The 25,245-nt window shown below is 49.9% G+C and carries 20 protein-coding genes; 1 reads left to right on the plus strand and 19 read right to left on the minus strand.

What is annotated here, in order from left to right; genetic code table 11:
* Window positions 1-117: 117 nt before the first annotated feature.
* The 7 genes from SNR34_RS28400 to fabZ form a co-directional block, all read right to left on the minus strand.
* Window positions 118-4,086, minus strand: a complete 3,969-nt coding sequence (locus SNR34_RS28400) for an S-layer homology domain-containing protein (RefSeq protein WP_486180686.1) — start codon at window positions 4,084-4,086, stop codon at window positions 118-120.
* 167 nt (window positions 4,087-4,253) lie between these two features.
* On the minus strand, window positions 4,254-5,381 hold the full coding sequence (locus tag SNR34_RS28405) for a glycosyltransferase family 4 protein (RefSeq protein ID WP_339274953.1): 1,128 nt from the start codon (window positions 5,379-5,381) through the stop codon (window positions 4,254-4,256).
* Window positions 5,382-5,809: 428 nt separating this feature from the next.
* Complete coding sequence (locus tag SNR34_RS28410; protein WP_438286877.1) at window positions 5,810-6,568, minus strand: WecB/TagA/CpsF family glycosyltransferase; 759 nt, start codon at window positions 6,566-6,568, stop codon at window positions 5,810-5,812.
* 7 nt (window positions 6,569-6,575) lie between these two features.
* Window positions 6,576-7,721: a polysaccharide pyruvyl transferase CsaB gene (csaB, locus tag SNR34_RS28415; RefSeq protein WP_486182522.1), complete on the minus strand. Its 1,146-nt coding sequence runs from the start codon at window positions 7,719-7,721 to the stop codon at window positions 6,576-6,578.
* The gene (locus SNR34_RS28420; RefSeq protein WP_486180687.1) at window positions 7,697-9,718 is read right to left on the minus strand and encodes a DUF5693 family protein; all 2,022 of its coding nucleotides are present in this window, start codon (window positions 9,716-9,718) and stop codon (window positions 7,697-7,699) included. Before SNR34_RS28420 ends, csaB begins: the two co-directional genes overlap by 25 nt.
* Window positions 9,719-9,967: 249 nt before the next feature.
* Window positions 9,968-11,689, minus strand: a complete 1,722-nt coding sequence (locus tag SNR34_RS28425; RefSeq protein ID WP_236412999.1) for a phospho-sugar mutase — start codon at window positions 11,687-11,689, stop codon at window positions 9,968-9,970.
* Between the two features lie 96 nt (window positions 11,690-11,785).
* A complete protein-coding gene (gene fabZ / locus SNR34_RS28430; RefSeq protein ID WP_236413000.1) occupies window positions 11,786-12,217 on the minus strand; it encodes a 3-hydroxyacyl-ACP dehydratase FabZ in 432 nt (143 codons plus the stop codon).
* Between the two features lie 44 nt (window positions 12,218-12,261).
* Between fabZ and SNR34_RS28435 the strand changes: the two genes are divergently transcribed.
* Complete coding sequence (locus SNR34_RS28435) at window positions 12,262-12,552, plus strand: hypothetical protein (RefSeq protein WP_486180688.1); 291 nt, start codon at window positions 12,262-12,264, stop codon at window positions 12,550-12,552.
* Window positions 12,553-12,704: 152 nt separating this feature from the next.
* On the opposite strand, the gene SNR34_RS28440 is transcribed toward SNR34_RS28435, so the two are convergent.
* The 12 genes from SNR34_RS28440 to atpG all read right to left on the minus strand — a co-directional run bounded on the left by SNR34_RS28440 (window position 12,705) and on the right by atpG (window position 25,233).
* Window positions 12,705-12,929: a DNA-directed RNA polymerase subunit beta gene (locus SNR34_RS28440; protein WP_236413001.1), complete on the minus strand. Its 225-nt coding sequence runs from the start codon at window positions 12,927-12,929 to the stop codon at window positions 12,705-12,707.
* A gap of 9 nt (window positions 12,930-12,938) precedes the next feature.
* Window positions 12,939-13,778 carry a flagellar hook-basal body protein gene (locus SNR34_RS28445; RefSeq protein ID WP_236413003.1) on the minus strand — a complete coding sequence of 280 codons (840 nt, stop codon included), beginning with the start codon at window positions 13,776-13,778 and terminating at the stop codon, window positions 12,939-12,941.
* An 86-nt stretch (window positions 13,779-13,864) separates the two neighbouring features.
* Window positions 13,865-14,749 carry a flagellar hook-basal body protein gene (locus tag SNR34_RS28450; protein WP_486180689.1) on the minus strand — a complete coding sequence of 295 codons (885 nt, stop codon included), beginning with the start codon at window positions 14,747-14,749 and terminating at the stop codon, window positions 13,865-13,867.
* A gap of 104 nt (window positions 14,750-14,853) precedes the next feature.
* Window positions 14,854-15,852: a rod shape-determining protein gene (mreB, locus tag SNR34_RS28455; protein ID WP_236413006.1), complete on the minus strand. Its 999-nt coding sequence runs from the start codon at window positions 15,850-15,852 to the stop codon at window positions 14,854-14,856.
* 220 nt (window positions 15,853-16,072) lie between these two features.
* A complete protein-coding gene (spoIIID, locus tag SNR34_RS28460; protein WP_024632710.1) occupies window positions 16,073-16,360 on the minus strand; it encodes a sporulation transcriptional regulator SpoIIID in 288 nt (95 codons plus the stop codon).
* A 173-nt stretch (window positions 16,361-16,533) separates the two neighbouring features.
* Window positions 16,534-17,268 carry a M23 family metallopeptidase gene (locus tag SNR34_RS28465; protein WP_236413008.1) on the minus strand — a complete coding sequence of 245 codons (735 nt, stop codon included), beginning with the start codon at window positions 17,266-17,268 and terminating at the stop codon, window positions 16,534-16,536.
* 706 nt (window positions 17,269-17,974) lie between these two features.
* Complete coding sequence (gene spoIID / locus SNR34_RS28470) at window positions 17,975-19,267, minus strand: stage II sporulation protein D (RefSeq protein ID WP_486180690.1); 1,293 nt, start codon at window positions 19,265-19,267, stop codon at window positions 17,975-17,977.
* A gap of 306 nt (window positions 19,268-19,573) precedes the next feature.
* Window positions 19,574-20,920, minus strand: a complete 1,347-nt coding sequence (gene murA, locus SNR34_RS28475; RefSeq protein WP_236413706.1) for a UDP-N-acetylglucosamine 1-carboxyvinyltransferase — start codon at window positions 20,918-20,920, stop codon at window positions 19,574-19,576.
* A 523-nt stretch (window positions 20,921-21,443) separates the two neighbouring features.
* The gene (locus tag SNR34_RS28480; protein WP_339274966.1) at window positions 21,444-21,701 is read right to left on the minus strand and encodes a DUF1146 family protein; all 258 of its coding nucleotides are present in this window, start codon (window positions 21,699-21,701) and stop codon (window positions 21,444-21,446) included.
* Window positions 21,702-22,340: 639 nt separating this feature from the next.
* A complete protein-coding gene (locus SNR34_RS28485) occupies window positions 22,341-22,745 on the minus strand; it encodes a F0F1 ATP synthase subunit epsilon (protein WP_236413013.1) in 405 nt (134 codons plus the stop codon).
* A gap of 64 nt (window positions 22,746-22,809) precedes the next feature.
* On the minus strand, window positions 22,810-24,213 hold the full coding sequence (atpD, locus tag SNR34_RS28490) for a F0F1 ATP synthase subunit beta (protein ID WP_236413015.1): 1,404 nt from the start codon (window positions 24,211-24,213) through the stop codon (window positions 22,810-22,812).
* A gap of 150 nt (window positions 24,214-24,363) precedes the next feature.
* A complete protein-coding gene (gene atpG / locus SNR34_RS28495) occupies window positions 24,364-25,233 on the minus strand; it encodes an ATP synthase F1 subunit gamma (protein WP_236413017.1) in 870 nt (289 codons plus the stop codon).
* Between the last annotated feature and the right edge of the window lie 12 nt (window positions 25,234-25,245).

Genomic DNA, 25,245 nt, shown 5'->3' on the forward strand with positions numbered 1-25,245 from the left:
TTTATTTTTCTTCTATTATAAATGTGTCTTTTACTAAATGACTTTTGGCCATAAAAGGACCCGTCCCTCTGTCCAAGAGACGGGCCCTTCTCATTCCATCTTGTTCCCCAGTGGTGCTTAGCTCAAGTTTTTAGGGAATAATGCCGTGCTTTTCTTGAGCAGTTCGACTGCAATTTTGGCAACCTCTGCACGGGTCATGTTCCCTTTAGGATTGAATTGATACTGCGGTTTCTTGGCACCCGCTACAGTGACCGGGCTTCCTTCCATAATCTTTGCCTTCGTAACGGCCTGCACCGCAGGACGAGCATAATATTCAATGGAGGAAGAATCCAGGAACGATTTGCCCAATGCAGCAGCAAGTTTGCTGTCATTCGCTGCTAATTTGGCATTCATGGCACGAGCGATCATGACGGCCGCCTCTTCCCTCGTCACCGGCGACTGCGGTTGGAAGAATCCATCGCTGCGCCCTTGTACAATCCCGGCACGTGCAGCTGTTTCTATCGCTTCGTAGCTCCAGAGGCCGCCTCCGCTGCCTTTGCTAACGTCGCTGAACGTTTGCGTCGTCGGTTTGATTAGCGGAATGTTCATGCCTTTAACCAGCAATGTAGCAAGCTCACCACGCGTAGTCTGGTCATCCGCACCAAACGAATTGGTTTTCAACGGTTTCATCAAGCCTTTGGAGTACATCGCATTCAGATAATTTCTGGCCCACGGATGGTTGGTAATATCCGCATAACTTCTGCTTTGTTTCATGACTTTGTAGTAGCCAAACTCATCGAACGGCACAGTAATCGTATGTTTCCCTGTATCCACTTTCCCGCCAATGGCAACCCAAGTCCCCGGAGAGGTTACATCCGAATATCTGAAGACCGTAATCGTTGATCCCACATCGTCCACGATAGACGGATCGTAGTTCAGGGTTAATGTACCGCGTTGTGAAGGCGTCAGAACCCGCTCTGGGGCGAATGTCGTGAAGCTTCCCTCTACGCTGTATGGCGCAACCCCGTTTGTACCCGGCTTATAACCGCTGTCGTTTTTGTTGCCCAATTCTCCCAAACCGCCGTTAATCCAATAAATGTCGGATATGAGCATGAAGTCACTGGTATCGAACGTCGAGGCAAAGTTCCCTGATAATGTTGGCGATACATGAATCGGCGCTTTTGTAGTACCTGTTCCTTTTTCATCGCCATCAATTTCAATGACATTGCCGTAATCGTTAATCCGTTCAACAATACCTTTTTTCGGTTCTGCGATACCAAACAAAATTTTGTTGTTTGGATAGAACTTGGTTGTCCCGATGGCGTCCACCGATTGCAGGACAGTTCCTTTCGGGAAGGACAATTGTAGTTCCTTGTTAAAGACCGTATATTTGTTGGCTACTTTAGGAGCCATGTATTGCGAATCCGTGGTTACTGCACTGGTATAGTATACACTTACGGTGTCCGTTATCGTTCCACCGTCGCGCACAATCTCGATTTTGATTTTGTTCTCTTTATCCGGCTTCAGCCCCACGTAATCCAGAATAAAACGGTTGTTGTAATCCGGACGTTTCGTAGCCTCTTCTTTGGCCACAAGAACGCGAGTAGCCCCTTCAGCTTCGATATCAAAACGAACAAAGTTTTTATTCACGATGATTTGATTACCTGTGGTCGGCTGCGGCGCAACGATCCGATATGGCGAAGGTTCGCGCACAATTTCGATGCGTTGTGTAGAGCGTGCACCTGTACTATTAATCAATTCAAGCGTATATACCTGGGTACCCGGAGCATCGAATTTCAGTCCACGCAGTCGTCCGATGAACTGTTCTTCGTTCCCCGCAAAATCCGAACCTGTGTAGTCACCGGTGGAATTGCTGACGATGTCCAATACAGGAGTAAGGTTCAATGTTTGGGTGAATATCACTTTCGACCCTTGGCTTACATTGACGGTCTGCGCACCGCTGCCTCGGAAGACCAGATCGAATTCTTTCTCACTTGTAACGTACTTATTGTCTTTCAACACGAAATCCGGCGTCACGGCAAAAATTTTGTTCAATTCATCATCGGTATATGTCGATACTGTATTTTTGTCAATCGCGCTTCTACCGTCCTTCGGAATCAGCGTTGGCATGAACGAAGCGATCGTCGAAGTGTTTTTGTCGATGACATTGATTTTCAGAATAGTGGATATCGTTTTCGGGCGACCTGCTGCATCCTGGTCAACAGCCCGGATTTCGATCGTATTCTCACCATAGAAGATCGGTCCTGTTCTAAGAATGGGCAGATCAAATGAGAAGTTGCCTGTCAACGGAAACGATTTGACCGTTCCTTTGACTAGGCTGCTATCTGTCGTTGCAGCTAGCTGGCCGTTCACAATCATCTCAGCCTTCAGGTTCGCCAGATCTTTGAAACCGAGCAATTCCCCTTTGACTAACAATGTCTGCGATCCTGCGGAAGAATCAAAAGGATAGGTTTTTCCGTTCTGGATACTTTCCACATAGATCGAACTAATCGATGCATATGTCACTTCTACTATTTTTGCAAGTTCGGGAGAAGGATTGTCACTAAACGAGAAACGAAGCTGCTGCTTGCCGCTCGCGAGATTCGTGATCATGTACACTCGTTGGGTGTCTTTTAATCCGGTTGCAGCAGGGACCCCTGTTTCCGATACTTCCAGCGGTTTAACCCCTGACGGCAAGTATACCCCTTTCAAACCTTTCGTGATCGGTTTACTTGATTCCACGAGGATATACAATTTATCCCCTTGCAGTGTTGCCCCGTTAAGCGGAACCTGCGAATCGATTGTTCCCCCACTGTAGTTTGGCAAATAATAGATATTGGTAATATCTTGAGCATCTGAAGAGTACGTATAAATCGCCGAATATTCAGCACTAAATGTACCTTGAGTGACCTTCACTTTGAGCTTTTGGTCTTTGGCCGCAGCCGCACCATCCAGCGTAAGATTGTAAGTACCAGTGCCTTTAAAATCGATCAACGTGTACTTTATGGTTTTCCCATCTGGACCTGTGATCTGTTTTTGACCGGAGGCTGGGATAGTGAATCCATAATCCGTAAATCCTGGGATATCCCCAACCTGGATAGCGATATCGCCATCTACAGCAAAGTCACCATTAGCTGGATCATAAGGAATTAACACTTGCCCGGACAACGTCGCCGTTGTCTGATTCGCATCCGTAAAGGTAGCCTTATCACTCCTGCTCAGCACCGATTTGGTTTCGGTACCAATGGTTACATCCAATGCGGAGAACGGTTTGGTTTTGTCGAAATAATAGACCGTACGTTCAGTTTCAATTTGATTTACTTCACTCACGATCTTGAATTTCATAATGTTTTTGCCCGGCAGCAATTTCATCTGAGCAGCGAAAAAGCTGCCGTCTGGTCTGACCGGCGTATCAATTTCATTTCCACCATTCACAGACACAATGACTTGGGTCGCATTCTGCACTGTACCAGAAAAATCTACCCGTTCCGTATCTACCACAGTCTCCGTGCCTTCGTTCAAATTATACGTCACACTTCCGCCTTCAGCAGTCGGATCGGTATAAAGCAAGAAATTTTCAATGAATGGAGCTTGGTCATACATCACGTAAAAAGTATCCGAACTTTCAACTGTACTCTGACCCTGCGTACCGATAAATGTAATCTTGTTGAATCCTGGAAATAAGCCTATACTATTTGCTGTGAATCGGTTATTGCCACTATCGGTAATGGCTGTGGTTGTTGTGCGAGTCTCATCAGGAACCCACTTTTGAACACTGCCTTCTTGTGTAAGGTTAAGTTGTTCAACCTTTACCTTAAGCGATGCACCATTAACCATCGAGAATGTACCTGTAATGGTTAACGAGGACGTTGGGCTTTTGTAAACATTATCTCTCGAGAGAAACAATTCTTTGTCGGCAGGCTTTTGGGAATCAAAAACCAACGATAGCCTCGAACTCTCACGTATTGTTTTTTCTGACGGCGTGAAATACGTTGAATAAGCATCCGCAGCGGAGGCAACGGACCCTTTGAACAGACCCTGTGGGAACAGCGAGAGCAGCATGGCAACCAGCATGATCCATACGAATGCCCGTTTCTTCTGTTGCATTAAATATCATCTCTCCTTCTTTTAAGTCAGTTACCCTTATATATCGGTCATCAGGTTCCATTTTTTTAGTAAAAAAAGCAAATAAAACAAAAAAACCTTGTCCACGCGGGACAAGGCTTAAGGTTATTTATAATTCATATAATGGCTGAAATCAATAAGTTTCGACCCTAGGACTTGGAACGTGTCTCCGGGTTCAGTTTCATGCGCATGCGCATCAGGAAATTAATAACCGGTTTTCTGGTTTTGCTGACAAGCCCGATAACTTCCGCCCCTACCTGCAGGAAGAACATCATGATACAGATCACGACGAAAGTGACCCAGTTCGCTTCGAACATGGCTGCCGATGATTGAATGATCGCCAGTACGCCGAAGAATGCGGCAATGCCGTAGATGATCAGTACCGTCTGACGATGACTGAAGCCGAGCTCACGCAAGCAGTGATGCAGGTGACCTTTGTCCGGCGAAAAAATCGGTTTCCGCTGCACCGCGCGGCGAATGATCGCGAACAGCGTATCGGAGAGCGGCACGCCGATAATAATCAGCGGGGTAATGAAGGACACGACGGCAATCTGCTTGAAGCCGAGCATGGACAGCATCGCCAGCGAGAAACCAAGGAACAACGAGCCTGAATCGCCCATGAATATTTTGGCCGGGTGGAAGTTGAAGAACAGGAACCCGATAATGCTGCCCAGCAGCACCAGACACATCAAGGCAATCATCATGTTGCCCATGAGGAACGACATGACGGCAATCGTACCGATCGCAATGCCGGACACGCCGGCAGCCAGACCATCCAGACCGTCAATCAGGTTAATGGCATTCGTTACCCCGACGATCCACAGAATGGTCAATGGAATGGATACCCATGCTTCCAAGGAAGAGTACGCGTCCTGGAAAGGAATATTGACGAAATCCACCCGAATGTTAAATCCGAACACAACGACTGATGCGGCAACGATCTGTGCAAGCAGCTTTACTTTTGCCGACAATTCGAAGCGGTCATCCAGCGCACCCGTCAATACGATAATCGTTCCGCCGACCAGGAATGCGCTGACAAAGCTCATGTCCCTTGTCGTAAACCACGCCGACACAAAAGGAAGCAATGCGGCTACCGTCACCATGAATGCGAGAAAGATGCCCAATCCGCCGAGACGCGGCATGACCCGCGTATGCACTTTGCGCGCATTTGGCTGGTCCATGGCCCCGACCTTAACCGCAAACTTCTTGACGAGCGGTGTCAGTGCAAGAGCCAGTCCCATCGACACAAGAAATCCAATGATAAAAATAGCTACCATTTGAGTATTCGACCCCCAATGATCTTACCTGTACGAATTATAAATCCCCTAATCTTCTATTTCTATATAAAGTTGATACTGACATACATTAAATAACGAACCTATATAGGTTGAACTAAATATTTACACAAAAACGGAAGGGTCAGAAAGAATCTGGAGAAGCGTAGCGTTCGCGTTTATCACCGGATTTTCCCTTTGAAAAGGGATCAAAAAATCTGGGGATAATGGCGATCGGAAGATGGTGCTGACCCTGTAGTGCCTCCGTGTAAAACCCTTTGGTTTCAACTTATAAGCAACCGGTGTGATAACGGTATTGAGACGTATCAACGCCCCTGCATAATCCGTTCTGAATTATACGCTGAACATGGGCGAAAAGCCATCCTCAATTTTTAGCAAAAACACGTGATTTCCTCCATATTCGCCTATATTTATCGGGATTTTATCACGTTTTCTTTATCGCGCATCACTTTCAAGGCGAATTTCGGAAGCGCAAGCATCCGGCCGGCACGGCTCGGTTCCCGCAGCAACCGATAGAACCACTCAAGTCTCAGCTTCTGGAACAGCTTCGGTGCGCGTTTGCTCTTACCCGAAATCACGTCAAAACTGCCTCCGACGCCCATCATGACAGGCACTTGAAGCTTGTTCTTATACTTGTGAATCCACGGTTCCTGAGTATCGGCTCCCCGGGCAACGAACAGCAGATCCGGCGCAGCTGCGCGAATCGACTCAACCACCTGCTCATCTTCATCCGGACCGAAGTACCCGTCGCGATACCCTACAATGCGCACCGCAGGATATTGCTGTTGTAACCGTTCCGCCGTCGCTTGAATCACTTCCGGCGTGGAACCGAGCAAATATACGCCCCAGCGATAGTGTTCACCGACGCGCAGCAATTCATGTAAAAGCTCAAACCCCGGCACGCGCTCCGCCACCGGTTCACCGCAATAGTTCGCGGCCCACACGACGCCGGTGCCGTCAGGAACGATCAGCTCGGCCGACTGCATGACTTTCATCATCGCCGGATTCTCCAATGCGGCCATGACCATGATCGGATTAGCTGTAATCACCTGATGCGGCTGTTTGGACAATACCGCTTCCCGGAGAACCTCCACCGTTTCTTTCATGTCCAGCTTCGAGAACGGGATGCCATAGATCGGAACCGTAGGAACAGAACTGGTCTGATTCATCTTCATTTCACCCTTTGCGGCCCAAATAGTTAATAATTTGCTGTGCAGGCACTTTGGCTTCCTGCTTCAGCTCTGTAATGCCTTCTTCGCGCTCCTTCAACCACTGCGAGCGCTGATCCAGCAATTTGGCCACCGTTTTGGCCAGTTTGTCGGCATCCAGCGCCTTCGTATCTCCCACCGGCTCACTGTCCAGGCGAAGCAGGAACTGGTCGATCTTGGGGTCGTACGAGATGCCGACAGGCGGCACGTACTGCGAAGCCGCGTAGATCAGGCTGTGCAGGCGCATGCCGATCATGACATCGCACTTGCTGACTTCCTGCAGCATAAGCTGCGGGTCGGTCAAATCCTGCGTGATGCTGATTTCGCTGCCTTTGCCAGACACGTCTCCGATCATTTCCATCACGAAACGCGAAGCCTGCTCATCGCCTGGCAGGTGAAATGGCATGAAACGCAGATGCACGTTTTTGTGCGTGCACAGCTTCTTTAACCCGGCCGCGATGGCATGAAGCTCTTTGCGATCCGATTCCCAGAAACGGACCGAGACGCCGATGACCGGGAGCTTGCCGTCCTTGGCCTTGGAAGACGATGCAGCTGCATTGCGATTTTGCGTTTCGTCAGGCAGCGGAAGCCCCATCACAGGGTCCGGCACCACATTGATCTTGTTCCATTGCAATCCGAGCTGGCGCAAATATTCGGCCGATTGCTCGTCCCGCACGGAAATGTATTTACAGCTTTTGAAAACCGAACGAATCATCGGATTAAAAATCTTTCGATTCACCGGCCCTATGCCTTGCGCATAGATAAAGGTCGGTTTCTTCATCCACTGGGCCAGCTTGATCACGCCAAGGTAATACGGAATGGACTTCAACCCGGTCGCGTCCTGCAAAAGGCTTCCGCCGCCACTGATCAGTCCGTCGCTTTCCTTGATAGCTTCGCGAACCTCTTTGAACTTCATCCGGTGCACGGACCGCACTCCATACATAGAGGCGGTCGACTCCGGGTCAATGGAGAGCACGATCGGCTCGATCGTTATGCCCGAGCGTCGGCTCTCCTCTTCCAGCGATGTCAGGATAGATTTCAGTACCGCTTCGTCTCCGCTGTTGCGAAAACCGTAATATCCCGAGATGACTAACTTTTGAGAAGTGGTGACCATTTTTTCCAACATCCTTCCGCTACTTGCCATACACCGATGGCGATGAGTCCGAAGATCAGGCCGATGCCCAGCCCCATCACGCCGCGAATAAGCGACAGTACGGCCGGTGTATGGATATGCGCAAACGTATCAACCATGGACAGCTGTCCGATGGCTGCAATAAACAGTACAAACACGACATTCCGATATTTTAATGCAGCGAACACACCAACGATAAACAGCGGATGTCCCAGCACGAATTCCTTAAATCTTGGACGAACGCCGAACGTATCCTCCAGCGCCGTACGCAGGAACATTTCAAACGGCGTCACCGAACCGGCATTGCCCGTGCGGGTCAAATAATAATACCCTGCGCCTGCGGCAATCACGGCGAGTACTACCATCAAAATGTTAATACGAGTCAACAGCAAACCTCTGATCTGCTGAACAGAGATGGTGCCCTTACCCCGATAAAACAGGATATAAATGGCAACCAGGCCCATTGGAGCAAAATGCAGCAAACTAACGCCGCGGAACTGGTTAATAACCAGGCTATACGTAATATTGTTCAACAGCGCAATCATAAAGGGAACGGCGAGCAATGACAAAATTGAAGTTCTGACATATAAAATCAATGATTGTTTCAGTCTGCGACCTGCCGGCGCATCCGGATTGCGTCTCTGTTGTTCATTCACGGAGCGAACGGCAAGAATGACCGCTATGGTCGGCGCGCTAATGGCTACCAACAACGCTACGCCCTGCTCCAGCAATGTTGGTTTCAAGAGGAAGAGACCTGCGCTTCCCACCAAACCAAGCGCAAATACGAGCAGCGTAATCATAGGCACGAAATAGGAAACCATCAATGAAATCATGGCAAGCGCACCAATCAAGGCAACAAGCTTGGCAGGACGCTGGATCGAAGATTCCTTCACGGTGAAGGCTTCGGCTTGTCCAAGTTCAAAACCATGCTTCGCCATGCGTTCAACGGCATGTCCCGGTTCGCCCAGACTGTTGATCAGGTTGTCGATCGGGTCGGTGATCATCGCTTTGGCCGTATTCCGGCTAGGTGCTGCATTCATATAAAGCATGCGAATGTTGCGATCCTTCGTCGCCAAGACGAAGCGGTCGGCAATGACATTCACGTCCAGGTTGGCATCCGCATCGCTAAGCGAGTACAGCCGGGTTACGTTGTAATCCGTTTTGTACGCGAGTGTCGCAAACCCGGACTGCGGTTTTTTCAAATTTTCGATGGCAGCCAGGCCGATATGATGTTCGTTCAGCAGCTGTGCGAACTGGTCCAGGCTTTTCGTCTCCGCATTATCATTGTATCCTTTTACGGCATCGCCATCAAACAGGATGCGGGTTACCCCATTCTCTTCGAAATAGGTAAGCAGTCGTTCCATCGATTCCTGGTTGTACGGAACGCTGTCCGAAATCCGGGGCAAAATGTGGAATCCGTATCCCCGCAGCATTTCGATCGCGCCCGGATCAGGCATGAGCGGCTGCATGTTGGCATTTTCCGGAGGTGTCTGCAAAATCAAACCGCTGCGGCCTTCATATTGCCATGGAACAACCGGGATCTCACGGTCCGTAAAGGTTTGCTCGATAATCGGCGCATAGGTCTGCGCATTCTCTTCGCTCGTGAACACCACATACGTATAGTTGTCATTGGATGACACGACTTCTTTATTCGCCGTGGCGATATCCGCACCGTTATATACCATCAACTTCCGTGATTTTCGCAGCTCGTCGAGCGAGCTCTCGAACACGGCCATCGTCGTAATTCCGGCCTCTTTCAGGCGCGGCAGCTGTTCTTTCAGAAAATCCTGGGGATGAGCCTGATAGGTCGAGATGTCCAGGAGTCCCCGGTAGTTAAAGACCAGCTCCACCTTGTTGGCCGAATTCTCGGTCTGCACCCGATCCGAAATGACGGGAATGGTCGCAATCAAACCGATGATCACGACGATCCACAACCATTTCCGGGAAGCATTATTCCATTTAAGCCATTTTTGACGCACTACATGTACCTCCTCAAGTGTTGGAACCAAATTGCACCTTTCGCTCAACATCAATTCCATTCATCATTGCTGCCAGAATCCGGATATCAACAGCTTGCGTCAACAAGCCTTCTTATATCCGGACGATTGCACCGGCAAACGGTTCATTGCTTGACTTCCGTTCACATTCCAAAGAAAAAGCCTCTCCGCCAATCAACCTTTCGGTGCGGAGAGGCTTTCTCGCTTGCATGCGTGTATTGCAAATTCAAATTATTGGGCGTCTACCCGTGCCATGACTTCGGCAGCGAGGCGATCGATACGGCTCTCCGCATCTTCCAGACTCTCTCCACGAACGGCAAAATACACTTTGATCTTCGGTTCCGTACCCGAAGGACGCAGGCAGAACCAGGAGCCGTCTGCCAATATGAATTTCAGGACGTTTTCCTTCGGCAGGCCGTCCAAGCCAAGGGAGTAGTCCAGCACGTCCTGTACGGCCACGCCTGCAACTTCTGTTGGCGGATTGCTGCGCCAGTCGCTCATTTTGCCTTGAATCTGTGCAACACCGTCCTTGCCTTTCAATGTGCGGGACTCCAGTCTTTCCAGGAATGTGCCGAACTGGCTGTAAAGGTCCTGCAGCACATCGTAGAGCGTTTTGCCTTGATTTTTGTAATAAGCGGCCGCTTCCGCGATCAGCATCGAAGCCAGGATGGCATCTTTGTCGCGCGCATAATTGCCTGCAAGGTAGCCGTAGCTTTCTTCGTAACCGAACAGGAACGTATGACTGCCCGTTGCCGCGAATTGGTCCATCTTTTCGCCGATATATTTGAAGCCCGTCAGGGTGTTCATCACTTCGGCGCCGTAGTGCTTCGCAATGACCGCACCCATCTCGCTGGTAACAATCGTTTTAATGACAGCGCCGTTGGCCGGCATTTTGCCGGTTTCCTGCAAACGGCTCAGCAAGTAGTGCACCATGATGGCACCCGACTGGTTGCCAGACAGCACGAAATATTTGCCGTTGTTGTCCTTGACGACCGCACCCATGCGGTCCGCATCCGGGTCCGTTCCGATCAGAATGTCCGCGCCGACAGACTCGCCCAGCTTCATCGCCAGCGTAAACGCTTCGCGCTCTTCTGGGTTAGGGGATTTCACGGTCGAAAACTCGGCATCCGGCTGCTCTTGCTCGGGAACGATGTACACCTGCTCGAAACCGATCTGCTCCAATACGCGGCGTACCGGGATGTTTCCGGTTCCGTGCAGCGGCGTGAAAACAATTTTGAAATCGCGGCCGATGCCGGATTGGATCAGTTCACGGCTCAGGCTAACGCTGGCCACCGTTTCCGCGAATGCGCGATCTTCATCGTCTCCGAGCCATACGAGCAGTCCTTGCGCTTCGGCTTCTTCCTGCGTCAGCTTTTTCACGTCAGCCAGGGAAGGAACCTCCTGAATGTATTGGATCACTTGCTCCGCCTCATGCGGAACAAGCTGACCGCCTTCATGGTTGTACACTTTGTATCCGTTATATTCCGGCGGATTATGGCTCGCCGTGACCACGATGCCTCCGGTGGCTTGCAGATGCCGCACGCTGAATGACAGTTGAGGCGTAGGACGGAGCGACGTAAACAGCTTGGCCACGATGCCGTTGCCTGCAAGCACCAGTGCTGCGTCAAGCGCGAACTCCGGCGAGAAGTGACGGGAATCATGCGCAATGACAACGGAAGGCCGGCCTTCCTTGTCTCCGTGCTGCTCCAACAAATACCGCGCAAAGCCTTGTGTCGCACGCCCCACGGTATAACGGTTCATGCGGTTGCTTCCCGCACCGATCACGCCGCGCAATCCGCCGGTACCGAACTCCAGATTTCTGTAAAAGCGATCCTCGAGCTCCTTCGGTTGATCCTGCAAATCGCGGAGTTCCTGTTTCGTCGCTTCATCGATCGAAGCATCCTCCAACCACTGCTGTAATGTCTGTGCTGCTGTCGAACTTAACTGTTCCATTGCTGCAAACCCCTTCCCACGATATCAATTCATTGATAATGACTTGCTAAAGCGACGCAGAGTAATGTACTCCGTCCGTATGCGCTGCTTATGAAATCAGCTTGGGTCAGACAAGGCAAACATAATTTCGCCTTCGGCGACAACCTTGTCTCCGACTCTTGCCGTAGCTTGGCCTTTTCCGATGGAGCCTTTGAGACGCGTAATTTCGACTTCCAGCATCAACGTATCGCCAGGTACGACCTGACCACGGAAACGGAAGTTATCGAGTCCTGCCAAAAATCCGATTTTCCCCTTGTTGCTCTCCACGTTAAGAATGGCTGCGGCGCCAACCTGCGCCAATGCTTCGGTGATCAATACGCCTGGCATGACCGGATATTCCGGAAAATGGCCGATGAAGAACGGTTCGTTGATGGTTACGTTTTTCAATCCGACGGCGCGTTTGCCGTCCTCCATTTCCACGATCTTGTCCACCAACAGGAATGGGGGACGGTGTGGAATGATGGCTTGAATCTGTTTGCTATCGAGCACGGTATTTTCTCCTCCCGGGGCTATTGATAGGATGCTTTTCCGTTATGGCTGACATTTTAACTCCAACGACTCAGCCGTTCCGGTTACGGATCGTTCTTCCGATCGCTGTTGTCCCCGAATTTTCCGAATGGCTTGAAAGGAGGTTGAAATTCGGAGCCAAAGGCGAACGCTTCGCTTCTCCAGAATCGATTCCGTCCCCTCCACTAGGTCGTCAAAAAGAATCATCCCTAAAACAAAGCACCTATCAAGTTCATTTTTTATTTTTCTTTTGCATAAAAAACTCATTTGGCGTCCACACTAGTATTACCCTTCATGACTGCAGTAGTGAAGGTTAAGATAAGGGGTCTCTCTTCGCGACGACAATCGTCTTTCGCAGGGGAGGCCTCTTTTGACGTCAAAACGTCAAACGTCACCCACCATTATACTGTTTTCAACGCCAAAAAGAAAACTCCTGCCTGCGCAGGAGTTTTCGATCCATTTCACCGCTTTATGGGGCGAACACCAAATCATATACATGCTTCCAGGTATCCAGCTCGAACACGGAGCCGAAATCCTGTTTGCCCAGTACCACATAGCCGGCCACCATGCCGCCGCCGAGGGCCAGAACAAGCAGGAATGGAACCAGAAACCATCTCAGGACCCGCCATCCGCTTTTCTTTTTCTTAACCTTCGTCTTATCCGGCTTCTCATTCTGCCGCTGTGTATCTGTCATTGCATTCACCTAGGCTCTCAAATTGTTGGCAAGGCCCGCCATGGAATCACTGGATGTCAATGCTCGAGCTGCCAACTGATATGTTCGTTGCCCTTGCAGTAACAAAGCCATCTCCTGCGTCAGATCGACGTTGGATTGCTCCAGATAGCCTGGACGAATGTTTGCCGTTGAAGGACGCGTTGCCGCATTCGCTCCAAAGACGTCATCTTCGGTCAGCCCGGCACCCAATCCGAACAAATTGTCCGAATACTGTACCAGTCCTTCAGGACGTTCAATGTCAACGACTTGCAGCTGCGCCGCAATGGTTGCGTTGGCTGCATTGCCTCGACGAACCAGCAGATTCCCGTTTTCGTCGAAAGCGACTTTGCTGTTGTTCGGAGCTGTGATCCGTTCACCGTTGCGTCCCAGCACAAAATATCCTTCGCCGTTCACGAGCACCATCCGGTCCGGATCGTTCGGATTCGCCTTAGGTCTCGTGTCTTCCACGAAATGGAATGCGCCTTGACGCGTCCACATTTTTTGCCCGTCTACCTCAACGGCAAACATCGCGTTTCCTTCAATGGCCAAATCTGTAGGATTTCCCGTTTGGTTGAGCGATCCTTGGCCCATGTCCTTGGTCAAGTTTGCCAAACGTACGCCAAAACCAAGATTGTAGCCCATCGGGGATGAGCGTCCATCCAGCTTGTACTTGTCCGGTTGTTGCTGCACTCGGGTAAGAACGTCCTCAAACGCAGCTTGTTTGCTTTTATAGCCTGCCGTATTTACGTTGGCAATATTATCGGCAATAACATCCAGCCGCTGCTGAATGCCCGTCATGGAAACCATGGCGCTAATCATGGAATTGTTCATCCGCGGGTTAACCTCCCTGCTCTGCTCGCCAAGCACATTCCGCTCTCGGCGCTGCAGCAATAATCATATGGTAGATGCCGGCGTCGTTATACGCGCCCTACTTCGTTCACGGCCTTGTCCAAACTGCGATCATAAAATTGCACCATCTTCTGGTTCGCTTCGTATGCGCGATAAGCGGCGTTCATGTCAACGGTGGCACGCGAGGCATCCACGTTGGAGCCTTCCAAATATCCTTGACGGATCTGCACGTTGTCTCCGGCGGCCATCATTCTAACCGTAGCTCCCCCTTGACCGTTCAGGCTAAAGTTGCCGTCACCTTCACGCACCAGCTGGTTCGGTTGGTCAACCACGCTGATTCCCAAAGTGACTCCAGTCGGATCACCTGTATTGACATCGACCAAGCGTCCTTGCCCATCCACTTTAAATTGCTCGACCGAGCCTGTCAATACAACCGGCTGACCATTATTGTCCAGTACTTCTGCTCCCGTGGAGCTCAGCAGCGATCCATCCCCTGTAATCTGGAAATGCCCGTCGCGCGTATATCTCGTATTTCCGTTCTGGTCTCTAACCGTAAAATAAGCCTGCGGCTGATAAAGGACCGTTCCGTCCTCACGCACGAATTTGCCGGATTCATTAAAGGCAACCGGTTGTCCTGTCTGCGGATCGTTAAGGGTCAGGTCGGAGGAAATGGCGAAATCGTTCTTCTGCCCGCTTTCCATCAGGGTTCCCTGCACGTTCATGGACAAGCTTTCTTCCGCAAATACCCCCGTGTTCAGCCGGCCAAGGCGCTTCGTCGGCACATTGACATCTCCGCCCACCAGGCCGATCAGCATTTCCGGAAAAGAACGGCTTACGCTGTTGACCTGTTTATATCCTGTTGTGTTCATGTTCACGATGTTCTGGGTGGCGGTGTCATGGCGGCGCTGCTGCGTAATCATGCCGGCAGCGGCGGTATACAGCCCTCTTAACATGGAGTAATCCCCTTTCTATCCTATGCTTGTCCTACGTAAAAGGAAGAAAATATGCCCGTTCCATTCTTCCTTCCGGACAACTCTTTGATGTTTATATCGGCAGATCAGAACTTTTTCTTAACGACTTGATCCAAATTGTTCAGCATGATTCCCGTTCCCTTGACGACGCAATGCATCGGGTCCTCTGCTACCCATACCGGTACGTGAAGCTCGTTGGTTAACAGTTCGTCCAATCCATTGAGCAGCGCTCCTCCGCCCGTCAACACAACGCCCCGGTCGATAATGTCCGCCGACAATTCCGGCGGTGTCCGCTCCAATACCGATTTGGCAGCCGCGATGATCGACTGCACCGAATCCCAGAGCGCTTCCTGTACCTCACTCCCCGAGATGGTGACTGTAACCGGTAAACCCGATACCATGTCACGCCCGCGAATATCCATTTCTTTTTTCACTCCGTCCGGATGGACGGAACCGATGGCGATTTTGATATCTTCCGCCGTACGCTCGCCGATCATGAGTTTGTATTTGGCCTTAATGAATTTAATAATAGCTTCGTCAAACTTGTCCCCTGCTACTTTAATGGAAGAGGCGGTGACAATATCGCCCATGGAAAGCACGGCAATATCCGTCGTTCCGCCGCCGATGTCCACAACCATATTACCGCTCGGCTGAAAAATGTCCATGCCTGCGCCGATCGCCGCCGCCTTTGGCTCTTCTTCCAAAAATACTTCTTTGGCACCGCTGCGTTCGGCCGCCTCACGGATCGCTTTCTGTTCCACGGAGGTAATGTTCGTCGGCGCGCAGATCAAAATACGCGGACGGCTGTACCAGTTGCGCGCCCCCACACGATTGATGAAATGCCGCAGCATGGCTTCCGTGATTTCGAAGTCCGCGATAACGCCGTCGCGCAGCGGTCTGATGGCAACAATGTTGCCGGGCGTGCGTCCCACCATGCGACGCGCTTCTTCTCCCACCGCAAGGACACGTTTCGTATCGCTTTCAATGGTCACGACAGAAGGTTCGTCGAGAACGACCCCGCTTCCTTTCACGTGAATGAGCACGTTCGCCGTGCCAAGATCAATACCGATATCCTTGCTTAACATAAAAGAGCCCCCAAAGTGATATTATTTTGGTCAGCGTATCCTGTGAAAAAGAGTCCCTTATCACGTCACCGCTCGTTCGACAAAGTGCAGCATTTATATGTAAAAATCGGGCTGATAAGATGTCATAATTCGATCCTGTACCAGCTTTTAACATATCATACTTCAGGGGAGGGATTCAATCCGTTTGTGAGCTTTTTGGCCTATGTCTTTTCCCGCTCCTTCATGATTTGGCAGAAGCCAATACTTCGCGTTTTTTTCCGCTTGTTTTTTTGTATTTGATTTTGGTTGCTTCCCCGCCCCGCAAATGGCGGATCGACTTGTGGTACTCCAGAATATGCTTCACCTGGTCAGCAAGATCCGGGTTGATTTCAGGCAGACGCTCCGTCAGATCCTTATGCACCGTGCTTTTGGATACGCCGAATTCTTTAGCAATGGTTCGGACCGTATTTCTCGTCTCAACAATGCAGCGACCGATTTTAATGGTCCGTTCCTTGATGTAATCGTGCACGCTCCCGCCTCCCTACTGTGTGGATAGTTTGGTACATTATATGAGGGGCAGGTCTAGATATTCTCGGTTTGGAGCGTGACATGCTTCAAAGGTCCCATTATTTTAACAAAAGCACAGAAAAGAGCAGAGGGACAAACCCTCTGCTCCTTCATGCGGATCAGGCATAAACCATTTTACTTTTCCGGAAGGTATCCTTGCGGATTAACCGGCTGTCCGTCTTCGTACACTTCGAAGTGAAGGTGATTACCCAACGTTTTGCCGAGTTCGCTCACGCCGGCGGAAGCAATGGTGTCTCCCAATTTCACTTCATCGTTTTGTTTCACTTTGACGTCGGCCAAGCTTTGGTAAACCGTTTTGAGATTTCCATCGTGCGTAATTTCCACGACTTGACCCGTCAACGGGTTTTGTTCAACTCGGGTAACTTTGCCGCCGAGCGCTGCTTTGACTTCGAAGGTTTCATTATCCCCACGAGCCAGATCCACGCCTGTATTCGGAATGAATGTGTCGTTGTACTGAACCATCGCCGCCTCATGCTCTTCGGCAGATCCTTCATTGTCATAGAATGGTCTCACGACCGAGATTTCCGAAGGGTTGCTTACAGGCCATGCAAAATTCTCCGACTTCGCGACCACTTCCACACTTTCCTGACCCTCTTCCGCTGCTGTTTCTCCCGTAGCTACGGAGCCGTTTTCTACTACACCCGTGGGTTTGGATTCAAGCGTCTTTTGGCTTGTTCCTTGATAGACCCAAACTAAGGTTAGTATAATACCTGCTGCCGCGATGTAAGCTGCCGGGAACACCCAGCGTTTGGACATTGCTCTTTTCCATGAAGAAGGCTGGCTTGCCGGTACTCCTTGAGTTGTTTTAGGAGTCTCTTCCTGGATGGTTTTTTTGTTTTGTTCATTCATCTTGATCACCTCAGTAACAAGTGTTACCGGGTGCAACTCTTTTATACACGGGCGACTCTAATTATTTTCACAAAGCTTTCAGAGAGTGCTATACATGCCGAATTTGCCGGATTACACTGTGCCACTACGCTGTCAGAACAATCTTCCGATTGCTGTTATCCCTGGATTTCTATTATTCCTTTATATAAACCGTACTAATCAATCCCAAGAGGCCACTACGAGTGCAGTACCATCTTCCGATCGCTGTTATCCCCGGATTTTTTTGATTCCCCTTCTCTAAGGGGGAAAATCCGGGGATAAACGCGACCGCTTCGCTTCTCCAGATTGGTTCTGCCTCTCCGTTAACGTGTGTTATCTTTTTTGCGGTTTATATAAAAGGTTGAAATCCAGGGATAAAGGCGAGCGCTTCGCTTCTTCAGATTTATTCTGCCTGCTCCGTTCTCGTGTAATCTCAATCCGATAGAGTATAGCCAAGTCTTGAAAGCTTTGTGATTGGGCTGGGTATGGTAGGTGGCTTGGTTCTAGCTTACCTCGCCATTAAAGGCCTAGTTGATCTATAAGGCTGAAGTACAGCTCACGTCACCTGCCGGGCATGCAGCCTATCCCATTAATGAGAATCTGGTATGTTTAAAGATCAGATAGAGATTGGGGGCTTATCAGGAAACGAGTTCTTTTTTGTGGAGATCCTCATCCGATCTCTCTGGGGTTATTGCTTTGCCAGCATCTTGGATGCATGTCCAAAGGAGATACCCGTATAGTAGTGCTTCAGGATCTGCGTTGCGGTATACCCCTCCTGCGCCATGCCGTTGGCTCCCCATTGGCTCATACCGACGCCATGACCGTAGCCGTATGTCGTAATCCGCACCTCATCCCCTTCTGCTGCCCAGGTGAACTGGCTGGACCGCAGACCGAGCAGGTTTCGGACTTCCGGTCCGCCGAACACTTTGCTTCCGATCCGCACTTGCTTGATTCGATGTCCTGCGGTCGTGGACAGCACTTCCATCCAGGATCCGCCGTTCTGCGCCGTTGCGGGAATCGCGTCATCGCCAAGCTGCAGTTTTCGAAGGATTTCGGACCGGCTCATCGTCACGGTCTCTTCGAATCCCGGAGCTACCTTTTTGTCCCAGGGGCTGTCCACGCTTTTCAGATAGGGTACCGCATTTCCCCACACATCTTCTGCATTTTCCGTATAACCGTTGCTTGTCGAAAAAAAGGATGCCGTAATCGGCTTGCCTTGGTATGTCATCACGGTGTCCTTGCTCTCACGAACGGCCTGCTGCAGCTTCTCCCAGTCCTTCGTTTTTCCGAGCTTTGTCCACTCGGTCTTCACTTGATCCGGCGGAAGAAAAACCTGATGGCTTACGGTATCGGTCACGTCAGCGACCCCACCCGGCACGCCGCTTGTATCGTTGGCCTCCAGACGTCGAACGATAAATGTGCGCGCTGCGATCGCCTGGGCTTTTAACGCCTCTAGCTGGAAGTCCGAGGGCATTTCCGCCGCGATTACCCCCGCTACATACTCTTCCAGAGGCAGGTTCATCGTAGTTCCTTTACCCGATAGGTACACCCGCACCTCCGGCTCAGGATACGCGACAGGTACGACGGGGGAAGGTTTGGAAGTTGAAGTTTGTTCCTGCACCGCCGAAGCCGGAGAAGGTGGAACCTTGATGTCATTCGGCCAGACCAGGATCGCCGGTATAATTAATGCCACCCCCACCAACGCGGATACGGCTGCCACAGGTTGCCACCTCCTAGGATTACGCTGACCCCATCCCCGATTCTGTCCAAACACCTTCATTCGCCGCCTCTTAACGACGCGATAATGATCCAGTTCTATAATAGGCGCATGAGCCTGCTCCTCGCGCATCCTTGTTGGAAAAGGCTTGTCTTTTTTCTCAACCGGCTGCAGGGCAGCCTCGGCTTCTGCCCCGTTCTCTACTGCTTCTCCAACCGTTGGAGCGTTGAGGGGCAATTTGACCTGTATACGCGCTTCCTTCATTTTCGTTAGCCCTCCATTGTCGTAATCAGCCTATGAACTCATCTTTCGTTTTCATTCCATAGTTAAGAGTATGAGCGGTCACGATCTGGTAGAACCCGATTTGAGAGAAACGCCTGCTAGCCCGGTGCCTAAAAAGAAAAAGATGGAACTTTAGGAGCAGCTATTCATAGAATCAGCTCCTAAAAAGGAGTATCTCTCATTTGGCATCGTAAACGTGTCCTATCTATCCATTAAAGAGGCAAAAAAAAGAGCCAAGCTCTAAGGCTTAGCTCTTTCATGTATTCCATTTTAATTATCTTTTGTTCATTAAGCCCAGGTTGGTTGCACCTTGAACATCGGCACTTCGTCCTCCGGTTTCTCGTTCGGGGTTTTGACCGATTCCAGCTTCGGCTCATCGACGGAAATCCGATAGATGTCGGCACCCAGTCCATTCAGCTTTTCCGCCAAATGTACATAACCGCGATCGATGTGATGCACGCCGCCAACTTCCGTCGTACCTTCAGCAACCAAGCCGGCAATGATCAGGGCTGCCCCTGCTCTCAGGTCCGTTGCGGTTACCTTGGCACCCTTCAGTTTCGCATTACCCGTGACGATCGCCGAACGGCCTTCCACCTTGATCTCCGCATTCATCAATTGGAATTCATCCACATGCATGAAGCGATTCTCAAACACGGTTTCCGTCACAACGCTTGTTCCTTCGGAAGCAAGCAACAAAGCCATCATCTGGGACTGCATATCCGTCGGGAAACCAGGGTACGGCAATGTCTTCACGTCTACCGCTTTGAGTGGACGGTCTGCAACAACTCGTACGCCATTTTCGTCAGGAATAATCGTGACGCCCATTTCTTCCATCTTGGCAATGACTGAGCCCATGTGATCCGAGATGGCACCTTCGATGTATACGTCTCCGCCAGAAATGGCTGCAGCAGCCATATACGTGCCCGCTTCGATCCGATCCGGGATGACGGTATGCCGAACACCGGTCAGCTTCTCCACGCCTTCAATGCGAATAATGCCTGTTCCCGCTCCGCGAACCTTGGCCCCCATACCGTTCAGGTAGTTGGCTAGATCCACGATCTCGGGTTCTTTTGCCGCATTCTCCAGAATGGTTACCCCATCTGCAAGAGTAGCAGCCATCATAATATTTTGAGTAGCTCCAACGGAAGCTACATCCAGATAAATTTTAGCGCCGCGCAGCCTTCCTTGGCTACGTGCTTCGATGTACCCTTGGCCGAGGCTGATCTCTGCCCCCATAGCTTCAAACCCTTTAAGATGTTGGTCAATCGGCCGCGTGCCGATCGCGCATCCGCCAGGGAGAGAAATTCTTGTGTGCCCCATACGCGTCAATAAAGGCCCCATGACCAGAAAGGACGCCCGCATTTTGCTTACCCATTCATACGGTGCTTCACAGGAAGTCAAATTCTCCGCATTCACGGTAATCACTTCGTCCCGGTATGTAACCTTGGCTCCCAGCGATTCCAACACTTTATTAATCGTCATCACATCGTCTAGAGGAGGCGCGTCTACAATGACGCTTTGGCCTTTTTCCCCTAAGAGAGAGGCAGCGATGATCGGAAGAACGGAATTTTTAGCGCCGCTAACTTTGACACTTCCGGTCAATCTTTTGCCACCGCGGACGATAAATTTGCTCATCATGGTTCCCTCCGCGCTTTTATTCCCTTTTCTTCATTCCGAAATGCATAAGCCCCTCCAAAAAAACGAAAGGACCATGACTGTATATGGAATTTCGACATTGTCTGGTAAGAAAACACCTTGATGTCTGATCAGAAAAGATTGGTTTATGATCCAAATAGATGATACCACATGTCGTGACGAATGCCTCTGGACGTTTGAAATAAATCATGAATGCCCAACCGGCCTGCGACCTTGTTTTTCGGGATGATTTTTAGCCGGATTGAACCGGGTATCCCTTTATAGCCTTCAAATTTAAAATAAAAAATGTGAATTCCCTAACTTCCATCATAACACCGTTGAATTGTTGGTTACAAGCATTTTTAGAGAAAATGAATCAAAACCATCCAATTTTGTGTCGCATTTTTTTCCCAATCGGCAATTGTCCTTCAATCTTATTCTAATTGTTAACACAATCAATCGATGTTATTCGACAACGACGCTGCATGAGAGCCTAACAGATGATTAACCAACCATATCTTCTTCAAAACAAATAGCGAAGCATCTGGGTCCAGGACATATAGTCAATGACGAAACCGGATACCGCATGACCAACGATAATCGCCAACAACAAATGCAGCAATCTGCCTTGAGGTCCTTTCGGCTGCCTAATGATGAGTTCCAGCTTTAGATTTTGCAAGGCCCACCACGCCACCGCGATACACAACAGCGATACACAGATCGAAATCAAGCCGTTTGCGCTTAATGTCTGGTTTACCTGATTCGTCAGATCATTATCCATATATTCATTACCTCCGCATTTGTTACAGCAATCCGAACAATTCAAATTGTCCTTCACTACCTAAGCATGATATGGCCTTCTTCCAAAGTTATCCCACACATTTTTTTGCATCATCTGACTCTATGGAATATAGGCTCTTTCATCATACCTTGTCAATTACATTGATTTCCACTTTACTAAACTATTCTAAAATCAAACGGTCAGGATTAGGTAACCAAAACGACATAAAAGAGCGTTTTTTCGATATCGAATTTGTCATTTCCTCGGAAATAATTCCGGTTTTCGCGGCCAAAAAATGGTTCTCTAAGTGGTAAAGATACCTATTACTTTAGTCCTATATCATAATCAATTATGTAGGTTTGCTAATCAAAACTAGAAAAAAAACCCGCAGAACTATCCCCTAATCTCCCTTTTTAAGGACGTTATACGGATCATAGAAGACGTTTTCGTGAAAGAAACTACGCCTATTCTAACCAACGAAAAGGTACATATTCCCACGATTCGCTCGATCCTCTCGATCCATCACAACGCATTTAAACAAAATCATCACCGTTACGATGTTCAAGCACGCATCACAAGAAGGACTGCAACCTTAAAAAGAAGCCCGGCAGTTAGACTGCCAGGCCCCCTCATAATTGTTTATTTGCCGTAAACGTTGATCCGGTTAATCGCTTTTTGCAGTGCGATTTCTGCACGACGATGATCGAAATGATCCTGATTGCTCTGGCTGCTAAGCCGGCGCTCCGCCCGCTCTTTTGCCGCACGAGCACGGTCCACATCGATGTCCTCCGGAAACTCGGCGCTCTCTGCAAGTACAACAACCTTATCCTTACGGATTTCAATAAAGCCGCCACCTACGGCAACCAGCTTTTCTTGCTTTCCGTTTTTGATCGTGATTGGTGCGATTTGCAAAGGAGTTACCAACGGAATATGCCCTGGCAGAATGCCAAGCTCCCCTTCAACACCACGAGCGATAAGGCTATTCACTTGTTCGGAATATACAAGTCGCTCTGGGGTAACGATTTCCAACAATAAGGTGCTCAATTCCATCCCTCCTGAAAACTATCCGAAGGATAGCTCACTTCATTAAGGACAATCCCGGATCGGATTATACCAAAGTTTTGGCTTTCTCCACTGCCTCTTCAATGGTGCCCACGAAGAGGAAAGCTGCTTCCGGAAGATCGTCATGCTTGCCTTCGAGAATTTCTTTAAAGCTGCGCACCGTTTCTTTAACCGGAACGTATTTACCCGGAATACCGTTGAACGCTTCGGCAACGTGGAATGGTTGGGACAAGAAACGCTGGATTTTACGAGCGCGGTAAACGAGCGCACGGTCTTCCTCGCTGAGCTCGTCCATACCCAGGATTGCGATAATGTCCTGCAACTCATTGTAACGAGCCAAGATGCGTTTAACGCCTTGAGCAACGTTGTAATGCTCTTCCCCTACAACCTCAGGGCTGAGGATACGAGAGCTCGATGCCAATGGATCTACCGCAGGGTAGATACCCATCTCGGAAATTTTACGCTCCAAGTTCGTCGTTGCATCCAAGTGAGCAAACGTTGTCGCTGGAGCCGGATCCGTATAGTCATCCGCAGGAACATAGATCGCTTGGATCGATGTTACGGAACCTTTTTTCGTCGATGTGATCCGCTCTTGCAATTGACCCATTTCCGTAGCCAACGTAGGTTGGTAACCTACCGCAGAAGGCATACGTCCAAGCAAGGCCGATACTTCGGAACCCGCTTGGGTGAAACGGAAGATGTTATCGATAAAGAGCAGCACGTCACGGCCTTCTTCATCACGGAAATATTCCGCCATGGTCAGACCCGTGAGGGCTACGCGAAGACGCGCGCCCGGCGGCTCGTTCATTTGTCCGAAGACCATTGCCGTTTTGTTGATAACGCCGGAATCGCTCATTTCGTGATAAAGGTCATTACCTTCACGCGTACGCTCACCAACACCCGCAAATACGGAGATCCCGCCGTGCTCTTGGGCGATGTTGTTGATCAGTTCCTGAATCGTTACGGTTTTACCTACACCGGCACCACCGAAGAGGCCGATTTTACCACCTTTAGCGTAAGGGGCCAGCAAGTCGATAACTTTGATTCCCGTTTCCAGCATTTCTGCTTGGGTCGTCAGTTCGTCGAATGCAGGAGCCGCTCGGTGAATCGGATTTTTCACTTCTGCTTTGACTTCGCCATTCGTATCAATCGCTTCGCCAAGCACGTTAAATACGCGACCCAGAGTTGCTTCCCCTACCGGTACGGAAATTGGAGCACCTGTGTCTACAGCTTCAACGCCGCGTACAAGTCCATCCGTGGAAGACATCGCAATACAACGCACGCGGTTGTCACCCAGATGTTTGGAAGCTTCCAGCGTAAGGTCGATTGCAACGCCGCTTTCGTTCTGCGTTTTGATCGTAATGGCATTGAGGATTTCCGGCAGGCCGCCGCGTTCAAACTCGACGTCAACGACCGGACCCATGATGCTCACAACGCGTCCTTTGTTCATCTTAACGTTCCCCTCCTACAAGCCTGCTACTTTTGCAAAAATAAGTTCCGTTCATTCATCCTTGCATTGCAAGCTTTCATATATAAACACGCCCATTTTCAACGAGCCGAACCTTGCTCCCACTTCTTTGAAAGAAATGAGAATGCATCTTTAACTTTGTGCGTTGGCACCTGCCACGATTTCCGTGATTTCCTGCGTGATTGCTGCCTGACGGGCACGGTTATAGGTCAATGACAGATCATTGATAAGTTTGGATGCATTTTTGGTTGCATTACCCATGGCTGTCATCTTCGCACCCAACTCACTTGCTTTACCGTCCAGGAGCGCGCCGTAGATGAGCGTTTCCGCGTAACGCGGGAGCAGCACCTCGAGCACAGCTTCAGGAGATGGCTCATATTCGCAGCTAGCTACCGGGCCTCCTGCCGTGGATACCTCTGGTGTTTCCATCGGAAGAAGACGGTCCACCGTAGGGATCTGGGTCAATGCATTCACAAAGCGGTTATAGCAAATGAACAACTCATCGAATTCAGCCAGTTCAAATCCATGAACCGCTTCATGTGCGATCGATTTGATATCCGCAAATGCAGGTGAATCAGATAAGTCGGTTGTAGTTGCAGCCATTGCGATATCACGTCGTCTGAAGTAGTCCCGCCCTTTGCGGCCGATGACGAACAGAGCGTACTCATCCTTGGATTTATGCTTCTCCTTAAGCGTTTGATTGACCAAACGCAAAATATTCGCATTGTATCCTCCCGCAAGACCGCGATCTGATGTGATGACCAGATAAGCCGTCTTTTTCACCGGACGACTGTCAAGCATCGGATGTTTGATCCCCTTGGTGCTCGTAGCAATGCTTGCCACAACTTCTTTCAACTTCTCAGAGTAAGGGCGTGCTGCTTCAGCTCGTTCCTGCGCTTTGCGCAGCTTGGCTGCCGCAACCATTTCCATCGCCTTGGTGATCTGCTTTGTACTTTGCACACTCTTAATTTGCCGCTTGATTTCGCGCATGCCTTTTGCCATGATTTCACCACC

The organism is Paenibacillus sp. XP01 (genome assembly GCF_057364885.1).

What these genes read in the sequence shown, in the direction of transcription:
- SNR34_RS28440 (WP_236413001.1), bottom strand. Translation starts at nt 12,929, where the DNA reads ATGACAGATACACAGCGGCAGAATGAGAAGCCGGATAAGACGAAGGTT.
- SNR34_RS28480 (WP_339274966.1), bottom strand. Translation starts at nt 21,701, where the DNA reads ATGGATAATGATCTGACGAATCAGGTAAACCAGACATTAAGCGCAAAC.
- SNR34_RS28405 (WP_339274953.1), bottom strand. Translation starts at nt 5,381, where the DNA reads ATGGTAGCTATTTTTATCATTGGATTTCTTGTGTCGATGGGACTGGCT.
- csaB (WP_486182522.1), bottom strand. Translation starts at nt 7,721, where the DNA reads ATGGTCACCACTTCTCAAAAGTTAGTCATCTCGGGATATTACGGTTTT.
- SNR34_RS28450 (WP_486180689.1), bottom strand. Translation starts at nt 14,749, where the DNA reads ATGTTAAGAGGGCTGTATACCGCCGCTGCCGGCATGATTACGCAGCAG.
- SNR34_RS28410 (WP_438286877.1), bottom strand. Translation starts at nt 6,568, where the DNA reads ATGAATCAGACCAGTTCTGTTCCTACGGTTCCGATCTATGGCATCCCG.
- spoIID (WP_486180690.1), bottom strand. Translation starts at nt 19,267, where the DNA reads ATGAAGGAAGCGCGTATACAGGTCAAATTGCCCCTCAACGCTCCAACG.
- SNR34_RS28465 (WP_236413008.1), bottom strand. Translation starts at nt 17,268, where the DNA reads ATGAATGAACAAAACAAAAAAACCATCCAGGAAGAGACTCCTAAAACA.
- SNR34_RS28400 (WP_486180686.1), bottom strand. Translation starts at nt 4,086, where the DNA reads ATGCAACAGAAGAAACGGGCATTCGTATGGATCATGCTGGTTGCCATG.
- SNR34_RS28435 (WP_486180688.1), top strand. Translation starts at nt 12,262, where the DNA reads ATGGCTGACATTTTAACTCCAACGACTCAGCCGTTCCGGTTACGGATC.
- SNR34_RS28445 (WP_236413003.1), bottom strand. Translation starts at nt 13,778, where the DNA reads ATGAACAATTCCATGATTAGCGCCATGGTTTCCATGACGGGCATTCAG.
- atpG (WP_236413017.1), bottom strand. Translation starts at nt 25,233, where the DNA reads ATGGCAAAAGGCATGCGCGAAATCAAGCGGCAAATTAAGAGTGTGCAA.
- atpD (WP_236413015.1), bottom strand. Translation starts at nt 24,213, where the DNA reads ATGAACAAAGGACGCGTTGTGAGCATCATGGGTCCGGTCGTTGACGTC.
- mreB (WP_236413006.1), bottom strand. Translation starts at nt 15,852, where the DNA reads ATGTTAAGCAAGGATATCGGTATTGATCTTGGCACGGCGAACGTGCTC.
- murA (WP_236413706.1), bottom strand. Translation starts at nt 20,920, where the DNA reads ATGAGCAAATTTATCGTCCGCGGTGGCAAAAGATTGACCGGAAGTGTC.
- SNR34_RS28425 (WP_236412999.1), bottom strand. Translation starts at nt 11,689, where the DNA reads ATGGAACAGTTAAGTTCGACAGCAGCACAGACATTACAGCAGTGGTTG.